The organism is Bradyrhizobium sp., assembly GCF_052389815.1.
Taxonomy (GTDB): Bacteria; Pseudomonadota; Alphaproteobacteria; order Rhizobiales; family Xanthobacteraceae; genus Bradyrhizobium.
The window spans coordinates 1-17,478 of record NZ_JBQTHN010000192.1; the positions used below are offsets into that span (position 1 = coordinate 1).

The window sequence follows — 17,478 nt, forward strand, 5'->3', positions numbered from 1 at the left end:
CCTTCCGCGCGCTTGAAGAAGTGTTTGGCCGGCACGGCCTGCCGTTGAGCCTCTACACCGATCGGGGCTCGCATTATTTTCATACGGCGGCGGCTGGCGGTGCGGTCGATCGCGCGGCGCCGACCCAGGTCGGCCGGGCGCTGGCGCATCTGGGCGTCGAACACATCGCGGCCTATTCGCCGCAAGCCCGGGGCCGTTCCGAGCGCGTCTTTCATACGCTGCAAGACCGGCTGACCAAGGAGCTGGCATTGGCCGGGATCACCACGGTGGATGCGGCCAATTTGTTTCTTCGTGATGTCTATCTCCCGGCCCACAATGTCCGCTTTGCCATCGAGCCTGAGCAGGACGGCAGCGCTTTCGTCGCGATTGCGGGTATCGATCTCGGCGAGATTCTTTGCGTGCAGGAGGAGCGGCAAGTCGGCAACGACAATTGCGTGTCGTTCAACCGTTTGAAGCTGCAGATCCCGGCAAGTCCTTTGCGCGCGCACTTCGTCAAGGCGCGGGTCAAGGTCCGCCAATACCACGACGGCACCCACGCCATCTTCCACGGCCCGCGTTGTCTCGGCCGCTACGATCGCAGAGGCGCGACCGTGGACATACCGATTGCCGCTTAAATCCGCTCGGCGGCGAACCTGTGGACGGCATGGACAAGTCTGCGACTTGCCCACCCCGCCCACAGGAGAACAAAAGCAGACGAAGCGGACATTTGATGTGCTACCAAAACCGGCCAACTTAATTAGCTATCGACACGATTCTCATTCGAGAAATCCGGATGGCTGGCGCACCAAACGCGATCGGAACGGCCACAGTCAATGGCGCGAATCCGGCGGCCGGATAGTAACGCCACGCGTCGACACGGTGGCCGTATCTCGATCGGCCGTGGCGCGCTACGCCAAACCCAGGGACAACCGATGCGACGATCCGCCGGGCGGGCCTAACTCGGTTGGCGCGCTTTCCGCATCGTCGCCAGCACGATCTCGGCGGCGCGGACGCTCGGTGGCTGGCTGCCCGTGGACATGATCTCGTCGATACGGGCAAAGGCCTCGACCTGCTTGCGCCGCATCGGGGTATCGCCGAGCACCTCGCGCAGCGCCGGCATCAGCCGTTCCGAGCGGCAGTTCTCCTGCAAGAATTCCGGCACGACGTTCTCGCCGACCACGAGGTTGGCCAATATCACCGAGTTCACCCGGATCGCGCGGCGCAGGATGAAGGCTTCCATCGCGCCGGTGCGGTAGGCGGCGACCATCGGCACGCCGGCCAGCGCAAGCTCCAGCGTCACCGTGCCGGACTTGGCGAGCGCGGCGTGGGCGATGCGGAAAGCGGCGCGCTTCTCCTCCTCGCCGAGGACGACGCGCGGCTTGATCTTCCAGTATTTCAGCGCGGCTTCGATCGCCTCCTGCAGGTGCGGCATGGTCGGCAGCACCGCCTCGAAGGCGACGCCCTCGTCCTGCAGGCGCGTCAGCGTCATGCCGAATGCCGTCATGTGGTGCTTGATCTCGCTGCGGCGGCTGCCGGGCAGGATCAGGAGCACCGGCGGCTTGCCTTCGCGCCGCCCCCGCTCCTCGGCATTGGGACGGAGCTGGCCGACCTGCTCGGTCAGGGGATGGCCGACATAGCTGCAGGGCGGACCGTGCAGCTCCTCATAGGCGCCCGGCTCGAACGGCAGCAGCGCCAGCACGTGATCGATATAGGGCTTCATCGCGCGCGCCCGGCCCGGCCGCCACGCCCACACCGTCGGCGAAACGTAATCGACGATCGGGATGTGCGGCACCCTGGCGCGCACCCGTTTTGCCACGCGATGGGTGAAATCGGGGCTGTCGATGATGACGAGGATGTCGGGTGCAGCCTCGATCACGGCATCCGCGGTCTCGCGGATCCGCCGCATGATGGCCGGCAGTTGCCGGACCACGGCGGCAAGTCCGATGATGGATAATTCCTCGATCGGAAAGCGCGAGGTCAGCCCCTCGATCCCCATGGCGCGCCCGCCGACACCCTGGAACTGCACCGCGCCGCCGAGTCGTTGGCGCAGCACCTTCATCAGGTTGGCGCCGAGCCGGTCGCCGGATTCCTCCGTCGCGATCAGGAATATCTTCCGCCCGACGCCCGGGCCGGTGCGCGCGACCGTCATGCGGGAACACCCGTCACGAACAGGCCGCTTCTGTCGGCAGCTTCGATCATGGCCTGCGGCTCGGCCGCGATGGTGTTGCCGGCTGCGACCGCGATGCCGGCAAGGGAGGCCTTCGCCGCGCCTTCCACGGTGCGCGGGCCGACGGTCGGCAGGTCGTAGCGCAGATCCTGACCGCTCTTCGGCATCTTCACCAGCACCCCGCGGCCGGCTTTGGCGCGAATGCGCCCCTCCGCGCGGAGCCGCGCGACGCGCGCCAGCAATCCGTCGGTGCCTTCGATGTCCTCGACCGCGACCACATGGCCGTCGATCACGACCGCGGCCTGGCCGATGTCGAATGGGCCAAGTGCCGTCAGCACGTCCCTGCCCTTTGCGATATCGGCGGAAGCGTCGTTGTCCGGCGCCGTGCGGCCGATGCAGCCCTCGGGCATCATCAGATCGGGCGCGGCGTCCTTGACGCCGACCATGCGAAAACCGTCCTGCTCGAAGATGCGGCCGACGCTGGACAGCAGATGATCGTCGCCACCGCGGAACGCGGTCATCACATTACCCATGACGCGGAGCGTGCCCCAGTCGAGCCGGATATCCGATAATGACGGCCGCGTGAGGCTGCCGATGAAGATCAGGTCGCGGCAGCCCTCGCTGCGAAAGAGCTTGGCCGCCTTGCCGATCTGGCCGACGGAAATCCAATGGTGACGGAAGCGAGCGACTTGCGCAGGATCGCAGGCGCCCTTGAGCGCAAAGATCACCGCAGCGACGCCGCGCTTTCGAAGCGAGTCCGCCACCGCAAACGGCATGGCACCGCCACCTGCGATCACGCCGACCGGCGAAGAGATATTTGAAGCCGCTGATGTCATGGCGCTGCGGCTGTCCCCGGGTTACGGCTGCCGGCTGCCGCCGTCGGCCGGCAGGCACAATGCGCGGTGCTTGGCGCCGGCAATGAACCCGAGGATCTCCGCGATCGCCGGATCTTCCGCGGCCATCGGCTGCACCGCCGCAAGTCGCTCGGCGAAGGTGCCGGGGCCATGAAACAGCTTTTGATAGAAGCCGCGCACCGTGGCGAGGCGCTGCCTGGTGAACTTGCGGCGCTTCATGCCGACGAGGTTAAGGCCCTCGAGCACCGCATACTGGCCATTGGCGAGCCCGAACGGGATGACGTCGCCGCGCACGCCGCAGACGCCGCCGACCATCACCTGCGGGCCGATGCGGGTGAACTGGTGCACCGCCGACAGCCCGCCGATATAGACGAAGTCGCCGATCTCGCAGTGGCCGCCGAGCGTCGCCGAAGTCGCGAAGATCACGTCGTTGCCGACGGTGCAGTCATGGCCGACATGGCTGTTGTTCATGAAATAGCCGCGATCGCCGACACGCGTCAGCCCGCCGCCCTTCACCGTGCCGACATTCATCGTCACGCCTTCGCGGATGGTGCAGCCATTGCCGATCTCGAGGCGGGTCGGCTCGCCCTTGTAGCTGAGATCCTGCGGCGGGCCGCCAAGGGCTGCAAACGGCGAGATCGTGCAACCCGCGCCGATCGCCGTGTGCCCGCTCACCGTGACGTGCGCCGTCAGCGTGCAGCCTTCGCCGATCACGGCGTTGGCGCCGATCACGCAATAAGGGCCGATCGTCGTGCCGTCGCCGATCACGGCGCCGTCCTCAACTCGCGCGGTCGGATCGATCTCTGTCATCGTCATCAGTCGGTCAGCATCGCGCCGACGTCGGCTTCCGCGACGGTCTGGCCGCCCACCTTGGCATCGCCATGGAACCACCACATCGCCTTGCGCCGGCCGATCGAGCGCATGTGGTATTCGATGGTGTCGCCGGGCATCACCGGCTTGCGGAACTTGCACTTGTCGATGGTGAGGAAATACACCGCGCGCGGCTTCTCGGTGCCGGTCACCGACTTGATGCCGATGACGCCGGCGGTCTGCGCCATGGCCTCGATCATCATCACGCCGGGATAGACGGGCCGCTCGGGGAAATGCCCGAGGAAGCAGGGCTCGTTGAACGTCACGTTCTTGACGCCGATGCCGCTGTAATCGGTCCGGATGTTGATCACCCGGTCGATCAGCAGCATCGGATATCGGTGCGGCAGCGTCTTCAGGATGTCGTTGATATCAACGACATCGAACCGAACCTCGGCTTCTTCCATCACTCCTGCCCCTCGCCCTTCGGATCGGCGGAGCCCTCGCGCACCAGACGCTCGACGGCCACGATCTCGCGAAACCATTGCTTGGTCGGCTTGGCGAAATGGCCGCCCCACCGGCCGCCCGGGGGAATGTCGTCCTTCACCGCGCTCATCGCCGTGACCTGGGCTCCGTCGCCGATCTTCAGGTGATTGTTGATCCCCACCTTGGCGCCAAGCGCCACGTTGTCTCCGATCGTCAGGCTGCCCGCGAGCCCGATCTGGGCCGCGAGCAGGCAATGTCTGCCGATCGTCACATTGTGGCCGATCTGGACCTGGTTGTCGATTTTGCTGCCCTCGCCGATCACGGTGTCGCGCAGGCTGCCGCGGTCGATGGTGGTGCCGGCGCCGACCTCGACGTCGTTCTGGATCAGGACGCGGCCGGTCTGCGGCACCTTCAGATGGCCCTCGGGGCCGAAAAACACGAAGCCGTAGCCGTCCTGGCCGATGCTGCAGCCGGGATGGATCAGCACGTTGTTGCCGATCAGCGCCGCCTGGATCGCCGTGTGGGCGCCGACGTTGCAGTCCCGGCCGATCTTCACCCCGCGGCCGATCACGGCGGCCGCGCCGATCACGGTGCCGGCGCCGATCTCGACATCGGGCCCGATCACCGCCAGCGGATCGACCACCACGCCGTCTTCCAGGCGGGCCGTCGGATCGATGATGGCCGAGGGCGCGATGCCGTCGTTGCCGACCCAGGACGACGGGCGCAACGTGTCGGCGTGCCATTCCCGCGCGATCCGCACGAAGGCGCGGAACGGCTGGGCGGCTTTCAGCACCGCGACATGGGCGGGCACCCGCGCGGCAAAGCGCTCGCTGACGAGGCAGGCGCCCGCCTTGGTGGCCGCGAGCTGGTCGGCATATTTCAGGTTATCGAAGAAGGTCAGGTGCCTGGGGCCGGCCTCGTCGAGCGAGGCCAGGCCCCTGATCTCCAGGCTGCCGCGCGCGGGATCGGCGAGCGCCGCGTTGGCCAGCGCGGCAACGTCTGCCAGCGTGGTCGGAGAAGGTTTCTGGAAGAATGTCGGCTGCGCCATGTCACCCGTCACGATCAGGCAAATGACCGCACCAAAGGCCCGCTTCCGGAACGTCAGAGCCGCGTCCCGACCGCGGTTTCAAGGTACGCCCGCTTGCGCGGGGCGTACCCAATCACACCAAACTCCAATTAGAAAGTCGTGCCGCCGCCGAACCTGAATTGCTGAACGCGGTCGAACTGACCCTTGGTGAGCGGCACGGCATAGTCGAAGCGCAGCGGACCGAAGGGCGAGGCCCAGATCAGGCCCACACCGACCGACGTGCGGACGGTCCTGCTGTCGTCATAGACCAGTCCGGTGCAGGTACCGGCACTGGCGGGAACGACGCCGGGGTTGGTCGGCGGGATGCAGCCCGAATTGGCCGGTGTCGTGGTCTCGCCGGTGAACGCCCAGGTGGTCGGTCCCTGATAGTCAAACAGGCCGCCGGCATCGGCATAGATCGAGCCCTTCAGGCCGACTTCCTTGGGCAGGAACCAGAACGGCATCTGCAACTCGAGCGATGCGCCCCAATATTTCGTGCCGCCGAGCGAGTCCTGCGACGTGAACGGATTGATCGCGCGCGGACCGATGCCGTTCGGTGCGAAACCGCGGACGAGGTTCGGACCCATCTGGAAGTGGTCGAGCATGCGCAGGTCGGAGCCGACCTTGGTGAGCACGCCGCCTTGCAGATGGACGAGAGCGACGATCTCGGAAACCAGCGGGGAGTAATACTTCAAATCGGCCGCCGTCTTCAGATAGGTGACGTCGCCACCGACGCCGGCGAAATCCTGGCGGAAGTCGACGAGCAGGCCGTTGGTCGGGTTCTTGTTGTTGTCGAGCGTGTTGTAGTTGAGGGTGTAGCCGAGAGCGGAGGTCAGCACCTTGCCGCTCTGCAGCTCGCGGCGGACCGGCAGCGAAGCTTCGCCGTCGCTGTAGCACCACAGGCCGGTGCCAGAAGTATCGGTGGCGCCGAATTGCGTCGAACCGTTCGGATAGCCGTTCAGGTTTGCGAAGGAGGGGGTCGGGTTGAAGGCGAGGATCCCGTTGCCGCCGATGATGTTGTTACAGTTCCGCAGGTTGGACGGCAGCTGGATTTCCTGCTGGTAGATCGAATAGCGCAGCTGCAGCGACAGATCCTCGCGCAATTGGAAGCCAAGCCGCGGGCTGAAACCGAAGGTCTTGGTGCCGTACGAAATATAGCTGTTGGCCAGTTGCTGGCGCTGGTAGAGGTCGAGGCCGAGCGCCACGCGGTAATCGAGCAGGTAGGGCTCGACAAACGACAGCGTGTAGCCGCGCGCATATTGGCCGTAGGTCACGGACGCCTTGGCATAGAGGCCGCGGCCGAGGAAGTTGCGCTCGGAGATGCTGACCTCGGCCAGCGCACCGTCGGTCGTGGAATAGCCGCCCGAGACGGAGAAGTCGCCGGTCGATTTCTCCTCGAGGTCGACGATCAGGATCACGCGATCACTCGATGAGCCGGGCTCGGTGACGATCCTGACGCTCTTGAAGAAGTCGAGATTCTTCAGGCGGCGCTCGGCGCGATCGACCAGCGCACGGTTGTAGGCGTCGCCCTCGGAGATGTCGAACTCGCGACGGATCACGTAGTCGCGCGTGCGGGTGTTGCCGCGGACGTTGATACGCTCGATATAGGTGCGCGGGCCTTCGTCGACGGCGAAGGTGATCGAGACCGTATGCGCCTCGAAATTGCGGTCGCCCCGCGGACGCACCACCGCGAAGGCATAGCCGCGCCGCGAGGCCTCGATCTGCATTTCCTCGATCGACTTCTCCAGCGCTTCGGCGTTGTAGGTGCCGCCGACGCTGACGCGGGAATAAGAGCGCAGCACGTTGGCGTCGAAGGACGGGATCGACGAGACATAGTTGACCTGGGCAACGCGGTATTGCTGGCCTTCCTCGATCTTGAAGGTGACCAGGAAGCCCTTCCGTTCCGGGTCGTATTCGGTCAGCGCGGCAACGACCTGAACGTCGGCATAGCCGTTCTTCAGGTAGAAGCGGCGGATCAGGTCGCGGTCCGCCTCGACGCGGTCGGGGTCGTAGACGTCGGCGCCGCCGAGGAAGCTCAACAGGTTGGATTCGCGCGTCTTGATGATGTCGCGCAGGCGGTAGGACGAATAGGCGACGTTGCCGACGAAGTCGATCGAGCGAACGCCGGTCTTCTGGCCCTCGACGATGGTGAAGATGAGATCGACGCGGTTGTTCGGCTGCTCAATGATTTCAGGGTTGACGCGGACGTCATAGCGGCCGGAGCGGCGGTAGATTTCGGCGATGCGCTGCGCGTCGGACTGCACCACGGGGCGCGAGAAGGTGCCGCGCGGCTTGGACTGGATTTCGGCCGAGAGCTGCTCGTCCTTGACCTTCCTGTTGCCCTCGAAGGCGATGCGGCCGATCACCGGGTTCTCCACCACGGAGACGACGATCTGGCTGCCGCGGGTATTGATGCGGACGTCCTGGAACAGGCCGGTCTCGATCAGCGCCTTGAGGCCGTCATCGATCTGGGCCTGGCCGAGGCGGCCGCCGGGTCCGGGACGGAAATAGGATCGGATGGTCTCGACCTCGACGCGGCGGTTCCCCTCGACAACGATCGAGGCAGCCGTCTGGGCAGCCGCCGGCGACGAGGCAAGCGTCGTCAGCGTGGCGGCGACCGGCACGGCGAACATGATCAGGGCGGCCAGCGCGCCTCCCCGTACTCGCATTCCAAACTTCATGCGCTAAGCGCCCTCGTCATTCCGATACCGGCCCCACGACCCCCAAGGGACCGGCAGATTCCCAACCTGCTGCGCTGCTTGTAGCCAATTTCGCCGGGGCGGCAAACGCTCTGGGGCAGCGCAATTCCATTTTCATTCCAATACGTTGCCCATTGGCAACGTCACAAAAAAGCCTTTTCTCGGTGCGCGCGGGCGCTGGGCCATCACCCAAACAGATTCTTGAGGAAGGGAACCTGATGGAAATCGTTGTAAAACGCGAAAACCATCAACATCAACACCAGGACCAGCCCGACCCGGAAGCCGTATTCCTGCGCCCGGTCAGATAGCGGGCGCCCGCGGACCACCTCGGCTGCATAGAACAGAAGGTGACCGCCATCCAGCAGCGGCACGGGGAACAGGTTGAGCAGCCCGATGGAGATCGACAGAACGGCCGCCAGGTGCAGCAGCGGGATGATTCCCAGCGTTGCCACCTGCCCTGAAATCTGGGCGATCCGAATCGGACCGCCGATCTGGTCGGCGCTGGCCCGGCCGCGGAAGATGTTGGTGACGTAGGACAGCGTCTGGTCGATGACGAACCAGGTCTCCTTGACCCCCAGCCAGAGCGCGGTTGCCGGATCGACCCGTTCGGTCGTCGCCTCGCCCGCGGTGGTCTCGCGGGTCAGCCCCAGAACGCCGGTCTTGTGGACGTTGCCGAACGGATCCTTGGTTTCGCGCAGTTGCGGCGTTCCCGTCAGCTGCACGGTGCCATTGCCGCGCTTGACGGTGAAGGTCAGCTTTTCGCCGGCGCGCACGCTGACGTAACGCTGCATCTCGACAAAGTTTGCGATCGCCTTGCCGTCGATCGCGGTCACGACGTCGCCGGGCTGGAAGCCGGCGGCCGCAGCCGCGCTGCCCACCTCGACCTTGTCGACGCGCGCGCTCGTGCTCGGCTTGCCGAAGAACGTGAACAGGCAGGTGAAAATGACGATCGCGAGCAGGAAATTCGCAAACGGACCGGCTGCGACGATCGCCGCTCGCGGCCCGACTTTCTTGTGATGGAAGCTTCCCTCACGTTCTTCCGCGGTCATCTTCGACAGCGCTTCGCTCGAAGGCGTGGAGGCCTCAGAGTCGTCGCCGAAGAACTTGACATAGCCGCCGAGCGGGATCGCCGAGACCTTCCAGCGCGTACCGTGACGGTCGTTGAAACCGAACAGTTCCGGGCCGAAGCCCAGCGAGAACGTCAACACTTTCACGCCGGCCCAGCGCGCGACCAGGAAGTGACCGAGCTCGTGGAAGAACACGACGATCGTGAGAACGAACAAAAAGGGGATGATGTAGCCGATGAGCCCATGGCCCAACGTACTGAAGCTATTTAGAAAAAGATCAATCATCCAATTCCCCTCGACGAGGGCCAATGGCCCCGTCCCCAACCCTCTAGGATGCCTTTAAGGCAATTTGAGGCAATAGGGAGGCGGCCTTATTTCTCGCGGTATGGTCAACGGAAATCGCATCGTCCGCCGACGTCATTGGCGCGCGATTGCCGGTACGAATCCAGTCGTTCAGCGTCGCCTCGACGAGGCGCGCGATGCCGCCGAACCTGATCTTGCCGGCGACGAAAGCTGCGACCGCGATCTCGTTGGCGGCGTTGTACACCGTTGTCGCACCACGTCCCGTACGTAGCGCTTCATAGGCCAGACGCAATGCCGGGAACCGCTCGAAATCGGGCGCCTCGAAGGTGAGCTGGCCGATACGGGCGAGATCGAGTTTCGCCGAAGGACCGACGATGCGGTCGGGCCAGCCCAGGCAATGCGCAATGGGAATGCGCATATCGGGCGCGCCAAGCTGCGCCACCACCGAGCGGTCGGAGAATTCGACCATGCCGTGAACGATCGACTGCGGATGCACCAACACGTCGATTTCGTCCGGCGTCAGCGCGAACAGATACGACGCTTCGATCACTTCGAGGCCCTTGTTCATCATCGATGCGGAATCGATGGTGATCTTCTGGCCCATGCTCCAGTTGGGATGCTTCAGCGCCTGCTCCAGCGTCGCCTGCTCGATGTCGGCGGGAGCCCAGGTGCGGAACGGACCGCCGGAGGCGGTGATGATGACGCGCACGAGTTCTTCGCGGTTGCCCGACGAAAGCGCCTGGAACAGCGCGTTGTGCTCGGAATCGGCAGGCAGGATGCAGGCGCCGGCCTTGGCGGCGCGCTGCATGAAGAAATCGCCGGCGCAGACCAGACATTCCTTGTTGGCGAGCGCGACAGAAGCGCCGCGGTCGACGGCGGCAAGCGCAGGCTTGAGTCCTGCAGCACCGCTCACGGCGGCCATCACCCAATCCGCAGGGCGTGCGGCTGCTTCGATGATGGCGCTTTCGCCTGCCCCGCATTCGGTGCGGGTGCCGGCAAGCGCTTCCTTCAGCTCGCCGAGACGCGCGGGATCGGCCACGGCGGCAAAGCGCGCGTTGAACTCCCTGGCGAGCTTGGCCAGCGCCTGGACATTGCCGTTGGCAGTCAGCGCCTCGACGCGATAGCGATCTCGCGCGCCACGCAGCAAGTCCATGGTGCTGTCGCCGATCGAGCCTGTGGCGCCCAGCACGGTCACGCTGCGCGCGGCGGAAGGCGCGGCCTTGTTGTTACGCAGAGGTACAGCGCTCATAGCCTCACCAAACCATAAGACCTCGGCCGACGCCATCGGCGCCGCCCCGCAGGAACCCTAAAATCAACGCCGCCACCACCGCTGCGACAAACCCGTCCAGGCGATCCATCAGCCCGCCATGGCCGGGAATGATGTGGCTCGAATCCTTGACGCCGAAACGCCGCTTTACCGCGGATTCGAACAGGTCGCCAAGTTGGGAAATCACAGACAGAACCGCCCCTAAAGCCAGTAGCGGCCCCGTTTTTCCGGCGCCAGCGGCGGCAAATGCCCCCGCCACGGCAAGACTCCCGGCAAAGCCGCCGATAGCGCCCGCCCAGGTCTTTTTCGGGCTGACCTTCGGCCAGAGCTTTGGGCCGCCGATGCCGCGGCCGGCGAAGTAGCCGCCGATGTCGGCGGCCCAGACCACCAGCAGCACGAAGAACAGCGCAGCAAATCCATGATCCGGGTGCAGGCGTACCAGGATCGCGGCAACTTCCGCCGCGGCCGCATAGAAAAATCCGGCCGCAGCCCAGTTGCGCCGCTCCGGCGACAGCAACGCGACAGCGACGAGACCGATGCCGAGCACGATTGACGCCGCATCGAGATTGCCCGCGATCATGCAGGTCCCGGCAGTCGCCAGCGCCACGACGCCGGGCACGCTCGCGCGCCATTCGCGCACGAGACCGACGACCGTCAGCCACTCCAGATAGAGCCCGATGGTGGCTGATATCACCAGGAGCGCCCACAGCCATCCGCCATACCAGGCGATGGCGATGGCAACCGGCGCCAGCACAACGGCGGCAAGCAACCGCATCAGAAGATTGCGCGACCCCCGCTCGGCTGCCGCGGGCGCGGCTTCGCCCCCGGTCACGATCCGGTTTTCGCAACCAGGCCGCCGAACCGGCGCTCGCGCCGGGCGTATTCGGCGATGGCGCTTTCCAGCGCGGCCTTGTCGAAATCGGGCCAATGGATCGGCACGAACACCAGCTCGCTATAGGCAGCCTGCCACATCAGGAAATTGGACAGGCGCTGCTCGCCGCTGGTGCGGATGATCAGGTCGGGATCGGGAATGTCGGGCGCATCGAGATACTGGCCGAGCGTATCGGCGTCGATCGATGCGGGATGGCGCTTGCCTTCCGCGACCTCGCGCGCCAGACGCTGCGCGGCGCCGGCGATTTCCTGGCGCGAGCCGTAGTTGAAAGCGACGACGAGGTTGAGCTGCGTATTGTCGCGAGTCAGCTCCTCGGCCTCGTTGAGCAGCGCACAGATGTCGGGCTCGAGGCCCTCGCGCTCGCCGATCACCCTCACCCGCACGCCGTCACGGTGCAGCGTCGCAAGGTCGTTGCGAATGAAGCGGCGCAGCAGACCGAAGAGATCGCCGATCTCGGTGGCCGGACGCGACCAGTTCTCCGAGGAGAAGGAGAAGATCGTCAGATAAACGATGCCGAGCTCATGGGCGGCACGGACCACGCGGCGCAGCGCCTCGACGCCGCGGCGATGCCCTTCCGCCCTCGGCAGGCCGCGCGCGGCCGCCCACCGCCCGTTCCCGTCCATGATGATCGCGACATGGAGGGGATAGCCGGAGCGATCCGGTCCATCGGTTGCAGGGGCGGCGGCGTTCGTCATCGAGAAATACCTAAACCGTGAGGATTTCCTTTTCCTTAGCCGCAAGCAACGCGTCTATCTCGGAAATCGTGCCGTCAGTCGCCTTCTGCACGTCGTGGGAGAGGCGTTCCTGGTCGTCCTCGGAGATTTCGTGGCTCTTTTCGAGCTTCTTGACGATATCGAGCCCATCGCGACGGACATGGCGAACCGCCACACGGGCCGCCTCGGCATATTTGTGCGCAACCTTCACCAGTTCCTTGCGGCGATCGGCGTTGAGCTCGGGAACGCGAAGGCGCAACACCTGGCCTTCGGTCGCGGGTGACAGGCCAAGATTTGAATCCACTATCGCTTTTTCAACCGCCTTTACCAGGGACTTGTCCCAAACCTGCACGGAGAGCAGGCGCGGCTCCGGCACGCTGATGGTGGCCACCTGGTTCAGCGGCATGTGACTGCCATATGCATCGACCTGGACCGGCTCCAGCATGGAGGCAGCGGCGCGTCCCGTGCGCAAGCCACCGAGTTCGTGCTTGAGCGTCTGGGCAGCGCCTTGCATGCGGCGCTTCAATTCGTTGATGTCGAAACCAGGTGTGGGCATAACCCTATCCCTCCTCACAGAATTTGCCGTCTCCCGGGAACGGGTTTGACGGCAGGCGCCGTTAGCCGGCGACGATCGTGCCGCGGCCGGTGCCACACAGAATCGCGCTGATCGAGCCCGGTTCGGCGATCGAGAACACGATGATAGGCAGGGATGTCTCACGGGCAAGCGCGAATGCGGTTGCATCCATGACCTTGTACCCGCCCTCAATGGCCTGGGAATGGCTCAGACGTTCAAACCGCTTGGCCGACGGATCCTTCTTCGGGTCGGCACTATAGACGCCGTCCACATTGGTGGCTTTGAGCACCGCATGGGCACCAATCTCGGCCGCGCGAAGTACAGCGGTGGTGTCCGTGGTGAAAAAGGGATTGCCGGTGCCGCCGCCGAGCAGCACGATTCGGCCCTCGGCGAGATATTTGTGCGCCGCACTACGGGTGAATAGCTCGGAAATCTCCGGCATGACGAATGCCGACATCGTCTGCGCCGGCGTGCCCTTGCGCTCGATGGCCGCATCGAGCGCAAGACAGTTCATCATGGTGGCGAGCATCCCCATGGTGTCACCGGTCGGCCGCGACACGCCGCGCGACGAGACCTCGACGCCGCGGACGATATTGCCGCCGCCGACCACGACCGCGACCTCCGTGCCGAGCTTTTGCGCGGCGATCAACTCCCCGGCAATCCGGTCGACGGTGGGCTGGTCAATGCCGAACGAGTTCGAGCCTGCGAGATATTCGCCCGAAAGCTTGACCACGACGCGACGATAGACCGGCTCTGCCATTGCGTTTCGCTTTCTTCTCCGCGCAGGTCCGCCTCCCCGGCGCGCTGTCGGCGTCGGGAAAGCGCCGGCCGGCGGCTATTTCTGTCCGCTGGCTGCCGCGACTTCGGCCGCGAAATCGGATTCCTGCTTCTCGATTCCCTCACCCAGAGCATAGCGCACAAAGCCGGCAATCTTCACAGCTGCGCCGACCTTGCCCTCAGCTTCCTTCACGGCCTGCGCCACCGACTTGCCGGTGTCGTGGATGAAGGCCTGCTCGAGCAGGCAGACTTCCTTGTAATAGGTCTTCAGGCCGGACTCGACGATCTTCTCGATCACGTTCTCGGGCTTGCCCTGCTGGCGATACTTGTCGGCCAGCACGTCCTTTTCGCGTTTGACCAGCTCGGGATCGAGGCCGGCCGGGTCCAGCGCCTGCGGATTAGCGGCGGCAACATGCATCGCGAGCTGTCGGCCGAGCGCCGCAAGCTCGTCGGCCTTCCCCGCGGATTCCAGCGCGACGAGCACGCCCATCTTGCCGGCGCCGTCGATCACGGCACCGTGGACATAGCTCGACACCACGCCCTGCCCGACTTCGAGCGAGGCGGCGCGGCGCAGGGTCATGTTCTCGCCGATGGTGGCGATGGCGTCGGAAATAGCGGTCTCCACGGTGACGCTGCCGACCTTGGCGGCCTTGATCTTCTCGACGTCGGCGCCGACCTCGAGCGCGACCTGCGCGATCATCTTCACGAGGCCCTGGAACTGTCCGTTGCGGGCTACGAAGTCGGTCTCCGAGTTGACCTCGACGACGACGCCCTTGTTGGCCTTGGTGATCGCGCCGATCAGGCCTTCGGCGGCGACGCGGCCGGCCTTCTTGGCGGCCTTGGAGAGGCCCTTCTTGCGCAACCAGTCCTGGGCCGCCGTCATGTCGCCGGCCGTCTCGGTGAGTGCGGTCTTGCAGTCCATCATGCCCGCGCCGGTCGACTCGCGGAGATCCTTGACCATCGCAGCTGTGATCGTAGCCATCGCTATACGTCCTCGTTGCCTGTCAGTGCGGGTGCGGCGCGGCCCAGAACCTCGCCGGCATCCGTCGCAGGGAATGCATCAGTTGAGAAAACCGAGCGGCAGCCGGGAGAACCCGGCCACGTCTTGTCGTTTGAGCATGATCTTTTCGGAAAACCGGTTGCCACTTTTCCGGATCATGCTGCCGCGTCGTACTACTCCGCTTCCGCGGTGAGCGCCTTGGCCTTGGCGACCCAGGCATCGGCGCGGCTGGAAAGCCCGACTTCTTCGCCGATCTTGTGCGCGGTGTCGTGATTGAGCTCGGCGAGCTGCCAGTAGTGGAAGATGCCGAGGTCGTTGAACTTCTTCTCGATCGCGCCGGACACGCCGGGCAGCTTCTTGAGATCGTCTGCGGGGCCGCGCGGACCGGCGAGACCCTGGAAGCCGGAGCTGGCCGCCGGCAGCTCTTCCTGCACGGGCTTTGCCGCCGCACCGATGTCGATGCCGGCGTCGCCCTGCGCACGCGAGATGCCGTCGATGACCGCGCGGGCCACCAGGTCGCAGTACAGCGAAATGGCGCGGCCGGCGTCGTCGTTGCCCGGCACCACATAGGTGATGCCCTTCGGATCGGAATTGGTGTCGACGATGGCGGCAACGGGGATGTTGAGCCGCTGCGCTTCCTGGATCGCGATGTCTTCCTTGTTGGTGTCGATCACGAAGATCATGTCGGGCAGGCCGCCCATGTCCTTGATGCCGCCGAGCGAACGGTCGAGCTTGTCGCGCTCGCGCTGCAGGGTCAGCCGCTCCTTCTTGGTGTAGGAGTTGGCTTCGCCCGAGGAGAGCACCTCATCGAGCTGACGCAGGCGCTTGATCGAACCCGAGATGGTGCGCCAGTTGGTCAGCGTGCCGCCGAGCCAGCGCGAATTGACGAAGTACTGCGCCGAGCGCCTGGCGGCTTCCGCGACGCCATCCTGCGCCTGCCGCTTGGTGCCGACGAACAGCACGCGGCCGCCTTTGGCCACGGTGTCGCTGACCGCCTGCAAGGCACGGTGCAGCATCGGCACGGTCTGCGCGAGGTCGATGATGTGGATGTTGTTGCGGGCGCCGAAAATGTAGTCCGCCATTTTCGGATTCCAGCGGTGGGATTGATGACCAAAGTGCACGCCAGCTTCGAGCAGCTGGCGCATGGTGAATTCGGGTAGCGCCATAGTGATAGTTCTCCGGTTGGTTCCTCCGGAAACGTGTGAGCAAACGAGCCTTGTTGGCCCGGCTGCCACCGGACGGCCTTGATGAGCCATGTTTCCGTGTGAGATGGCGCGGCTTATAGAGCCGCGCCGGCTGTTTCGCAAGGATTTCCAGCACAGTTTTGGACAATCCGGGCCAAGACGCGATATCCGCGAACGCCCCTCAAAATGGGGTCGAAAGCGGTCATTTTCAGCATTTCGGCACGTTCGGCGGACACCGTTTGACCGCCGCGGCCGGGGGAGGAGCAACCGGCCTCGGCGGTGGCGGCGGTGGTGCGACCACGCGCGCTTGCGGGGGTGGCGGCGGTGCGGCCATGCGCGGCGGCGGTGGCGGCGGCGCAGCCACGCGCGGTGGCGGCGGCGGCGGTGCGGCCACGCGCGGCGGCGGCGGCGGAGGTGGCGGGGCAACCCGTGCGACCGGAGGCGGAGCACTGATCCGCGGCGGTGGCGGAGGTGGCGGGCTGACACGTGGCGGCGGCGGTGCGCTGGCCCGCGGCGGCGGTGGTGGTGGCGGTGCACTTATTCGCGGGGCCGGCGATGGCGCCGCGACGCGCGGCGGAGGCGGCGGTGGCGCGCTTGCCCTCGGCGGCGTTAGCGGCGCCGTCGGCCGCGACACCTGCGATGGTGGTGGTGGTGGTGGTGGCGGGGTGCGGGCGCCCGGCTGAGCGCCTATCGGTGGCTTCGGAACGGACATCACGCCGGGTTTGGGCGGCGGCGCGCCGCCTGCGCCGGCCGGCGGAGGCGGCGGAGGTGGCGTCAGCGCAGCCGAGCCCGGTTTCGGCGGGGATCCCGCCGCAGGCGGCGCGGCACCGGCCTTCGGGGCGCCAACCGCGGAAGCAGCAGGCGCTTGCGTCGGCGCGCCCTTGGGAAGGTCGGCCGTCGCCGGGGCTCCTGGAGGCCTGGCGGTGGGCGCGGTGTCGCGCCGAGGAACGGAAGGCGTTGCGGCCTTGGCGTTGGGATTGACGGCTGGTGCTCCCGCCGCACCTGCCGGCGGCGCTGGAGGCGCCCCCTTGGTGCCCGGCACCGGCAGTGCGTTGGCCTTCGGCAACGGCTGGACCGGCGGCGGGGCCGCGGCCGGCGCGTTGGCGGGCAGCGCAGTCGGCGCGGCACCGCGCTGCCCGGCCGGCGCGCCCGGGACCCCCGGCCTCGCCACCGCCGGATTGATCGACGCGCTTGGCGGCACCGGCGCCTTGCCCTGCTGGATCAGCGTGGCCTTTTGCGCGACCGAAGGCGGCAGCGCCGGGGTGGCCGCACCGGGAGCAGCAACCGGAATGGCTCCCTTGGCCCCGATCGGAGTTCTGGCGGAGTCCGGCACCGGTGCACCGCCGGGCGGTGGCGCCGGCGGCCGGTTGATCACGGTGTTGATCACGCGGGTGTTGTGGATGTTGGTAAAGATGATGTTGTTCGGCGGCGGTGCGACGTAACGGGGGGCGCGGACATACACCGGAATCGGCACGAACACCGGCTGCGGCAGGATGAACAGCCCGATCGGCAGTAGAGGCGGCGCGAGAACGACGAATTCGGGCGGCGGCGGCGGCAGGACATCGACCGGCGGTGGCGGCGGCGGTGCGACATCGTAGTACGGAGCGCTGAACAACACCACGGGCGGAGCGCTCTAGACGATC

The 17,478-nt window shown here is 65.9% G+C and carries 15 protein-coding genes and 1 pseudogene; 1 reads left to right on the plus strand and 15 read right to left on the minus strand.

The features are described 5' to 3' along the window. Nucleotides 1–614, plus strand: a pseudogene (locus ACT4OC_RS27095) (hypothetical protein); the annotation flags it as partial. A gap of 320 nt (nt 615–934) precedes the next feature. Here the strand turns inward: ACT4OC_RS27095 and lpxB are convergent. From lpxB to ACT4OC_RS27170, 15 genes are all read right to left on the minus strand, one after another. Further along, nucleotides 935–2,128, minus strand: coding sequence for a lipid-A-disaccharide synthase (gene lpxB / locus ACT4OC_RS27100; RefSeq protein WP_444842121.1), 1,194 nt, complete (start codon nt 2,126–2,128; stop codon nt 935–937). Next, on the minus strand, nt 2,125–2,982 hold the full coding sequence (locus ACT4OC_RS27105) for an LpxI family protein (protein ID WP_444842122.1): 858 nt from the start codon (nt 2,980–2,982) through the stop codon (nt 2,125–2,127). Before ACT4OC_RS27105 ends, lpxB begins: the two co-directional genes overlap by 4 nt. A 21-nt stretch (nt 2,983–3,003) precedes the next feature. Next, a complete protein-coding gene (gene lpxA, locus ACT4OC_RS27110; RefSeq protein ID WP_444842135.1) occupies nt 3,004–3,810 on the minus strand; it encodes an acyl-ACP--UDP-N-acetylglucosamine O-acyltransferase in 807 nt (268 codons plus the stop codon). A 5-nt stretch (nt 3,811–3,815) separates the two neighbouring features. Continuing rightward, nucleotides 3,816–4,274 carry a 3-hydroxyacyl-ACP dehydratase FabZ gene (gene fabZ, locus ACT4OC_RS27115; RefSeq protein WP_444842123.1) on the minus strand — a complete coding sequence of 153 codons (459 nt, stop codon included), beginning with the start codon at nt 4,272–4,274 and terminating at the stop codon, nt 3,816–3,818. Further along, nucleotides 4,274–5,341, minus strand: a complete 1,068-nt coding sequence (gene lpxD, locus ACT4OC_RS27120) for a UDP-3-O-(3-hydroxymyristoyl)glucosamine N-acyltransferase (protein WP_444842124.1) — start codon at nt 5,339–5,341, stop codon at nt 4,274–4,276. The genes fabZ and lpxD overlap by 1 nt, the downstream gene beginning before the upstream one ends. Before the next feature lie 128 nt (nt 5,342–5,469). Then, entirely contained in the window at nt 5,470–8,040 is a 2,571-nt protein-coding gene (gene bamA, locus ACT4OC_RS27125; protein WP_444842125.1) for an outer membrane protein assembly factor BamA, read from the minus strand. A 203-nt stretch (nt 8,041–8,243) separates the two neighbouring features. Next, the gene (locus ACT4OC_RS27130) at nt 8,244–9,410 is read right to left on the minus strand and encodes a M50 family metallopeptidase (protein ID WP_444842126.1); all 1,167 of its coding nucleotides are present in this window, start codon (nt 9,408–9,410) and stop codon (nt 8,244–8,246) included. A 43-nt stretch (nt 9,411–9,453) separates the two neighbouring features. Further along, complete coding sequence (gene dxr / locus ACT4OC_RS27135) at nt 9,454–10,677, minus strand: 1-deoxy-D-xylulose-5-phosphate reductoisomerase (RefSeq protein WP_444842127.1); 1,224 nt, start codon at nt 10,675–10,677, stop codon at nt 9,454–9,456. Between the two features lie 4 nt (nt 10,678–10,681). Beyond that, the gene (locus ACT4OC_RS27140; RefSeq protein ID WP_444842128.1) at nt 10,682–11,527 is read right to left on the minus strand and encodes a phosphatidate cytidylyltransferase; all 846 of its coding nucleotides are present in this window, start codon (nt 11,525–11,527) and stop codon (nt 10,682–10,684) included. Then, nucleotides 11,524–12,282 (minus strand): isoprenyl transferase, encoded by a 759-nt coding sequence (locus ACT4OC_RS27145; RefSeq protein WP_444842129.1) that lies wholly within the window; start codon nt 12,280–12,282, stop codon nt 11,524–11,526. Before ACT4OC_RS27145 ends, ACT4OC_RS27140 begins: the two co-directional genes overlap by 4 nt. Nucleotides 12,283–12,292: 10 nt before the next feature. Continuing rightward, on the minus strand, nt 12,293–12,856 hold the full coding sequence (frr, locus tag ACT4OC_RS27150; protein ID WP_444842130.1) for a ribosome recycling factor: 564 nt from the start codon (nt 12,854–12,856) through the stop codon (nt 12,293–12,295). A gap of 61 nt (nt 12,857–12,917) precedes the next feature. Next, complete coding sequence (gene pyrH / locus ACT4OC_RS27155; protein WP_444842131.1) at nt 12,918–13,634, minus strand: UMP kinase; 717 nt, start codon at nt 13,632–13,634, stop codon at nt 12,918–12,920. 75 nt (nt 13,635–13,709) lie between these two features. Further along, nucleotides 13,710–14,633: a translation elongation factor Ts gene (tsf, locus tag ACT4OC_RS27160; RefSeq protein WP_444842132.1), complete on the minus strand. Its 924-nt coding sequence runs from the start codon at nt 14,631–14,633 to the stop codon at nt 13,710–13,712. A gap of 191 nt (nt 14,634–14,824) precedes the next feature. Continuing rightward, nucleotides 14,825–15,817 (minus strand): 30S ribosomal protein S2, encoded by a 993-nt coding sequence (locus tag ACT4OC_RS27165; protein ID WP_444842133.1) that lies wholly within the window; start codon nt 15,815–15,817, stop codon nt 14,825–14,827. Nucleotides 15,818–16,043: 226 nt separating this feature from the next. Further along, nucleotides 16,044–17,456 carry a hypothetical protein gene (locus ACT4OC_RS27170; protein WP_444842134.1) on the minus strand — a complete coding sequence of 471 codons (1,413 nt, stop codon included), beginning with the start codon at nt 17,454–17,456 and terminating at the stop codon, nt 16,044–16,046. Nucleotides 17,457–17,478 lie beyond the last annotated feature (22 nt).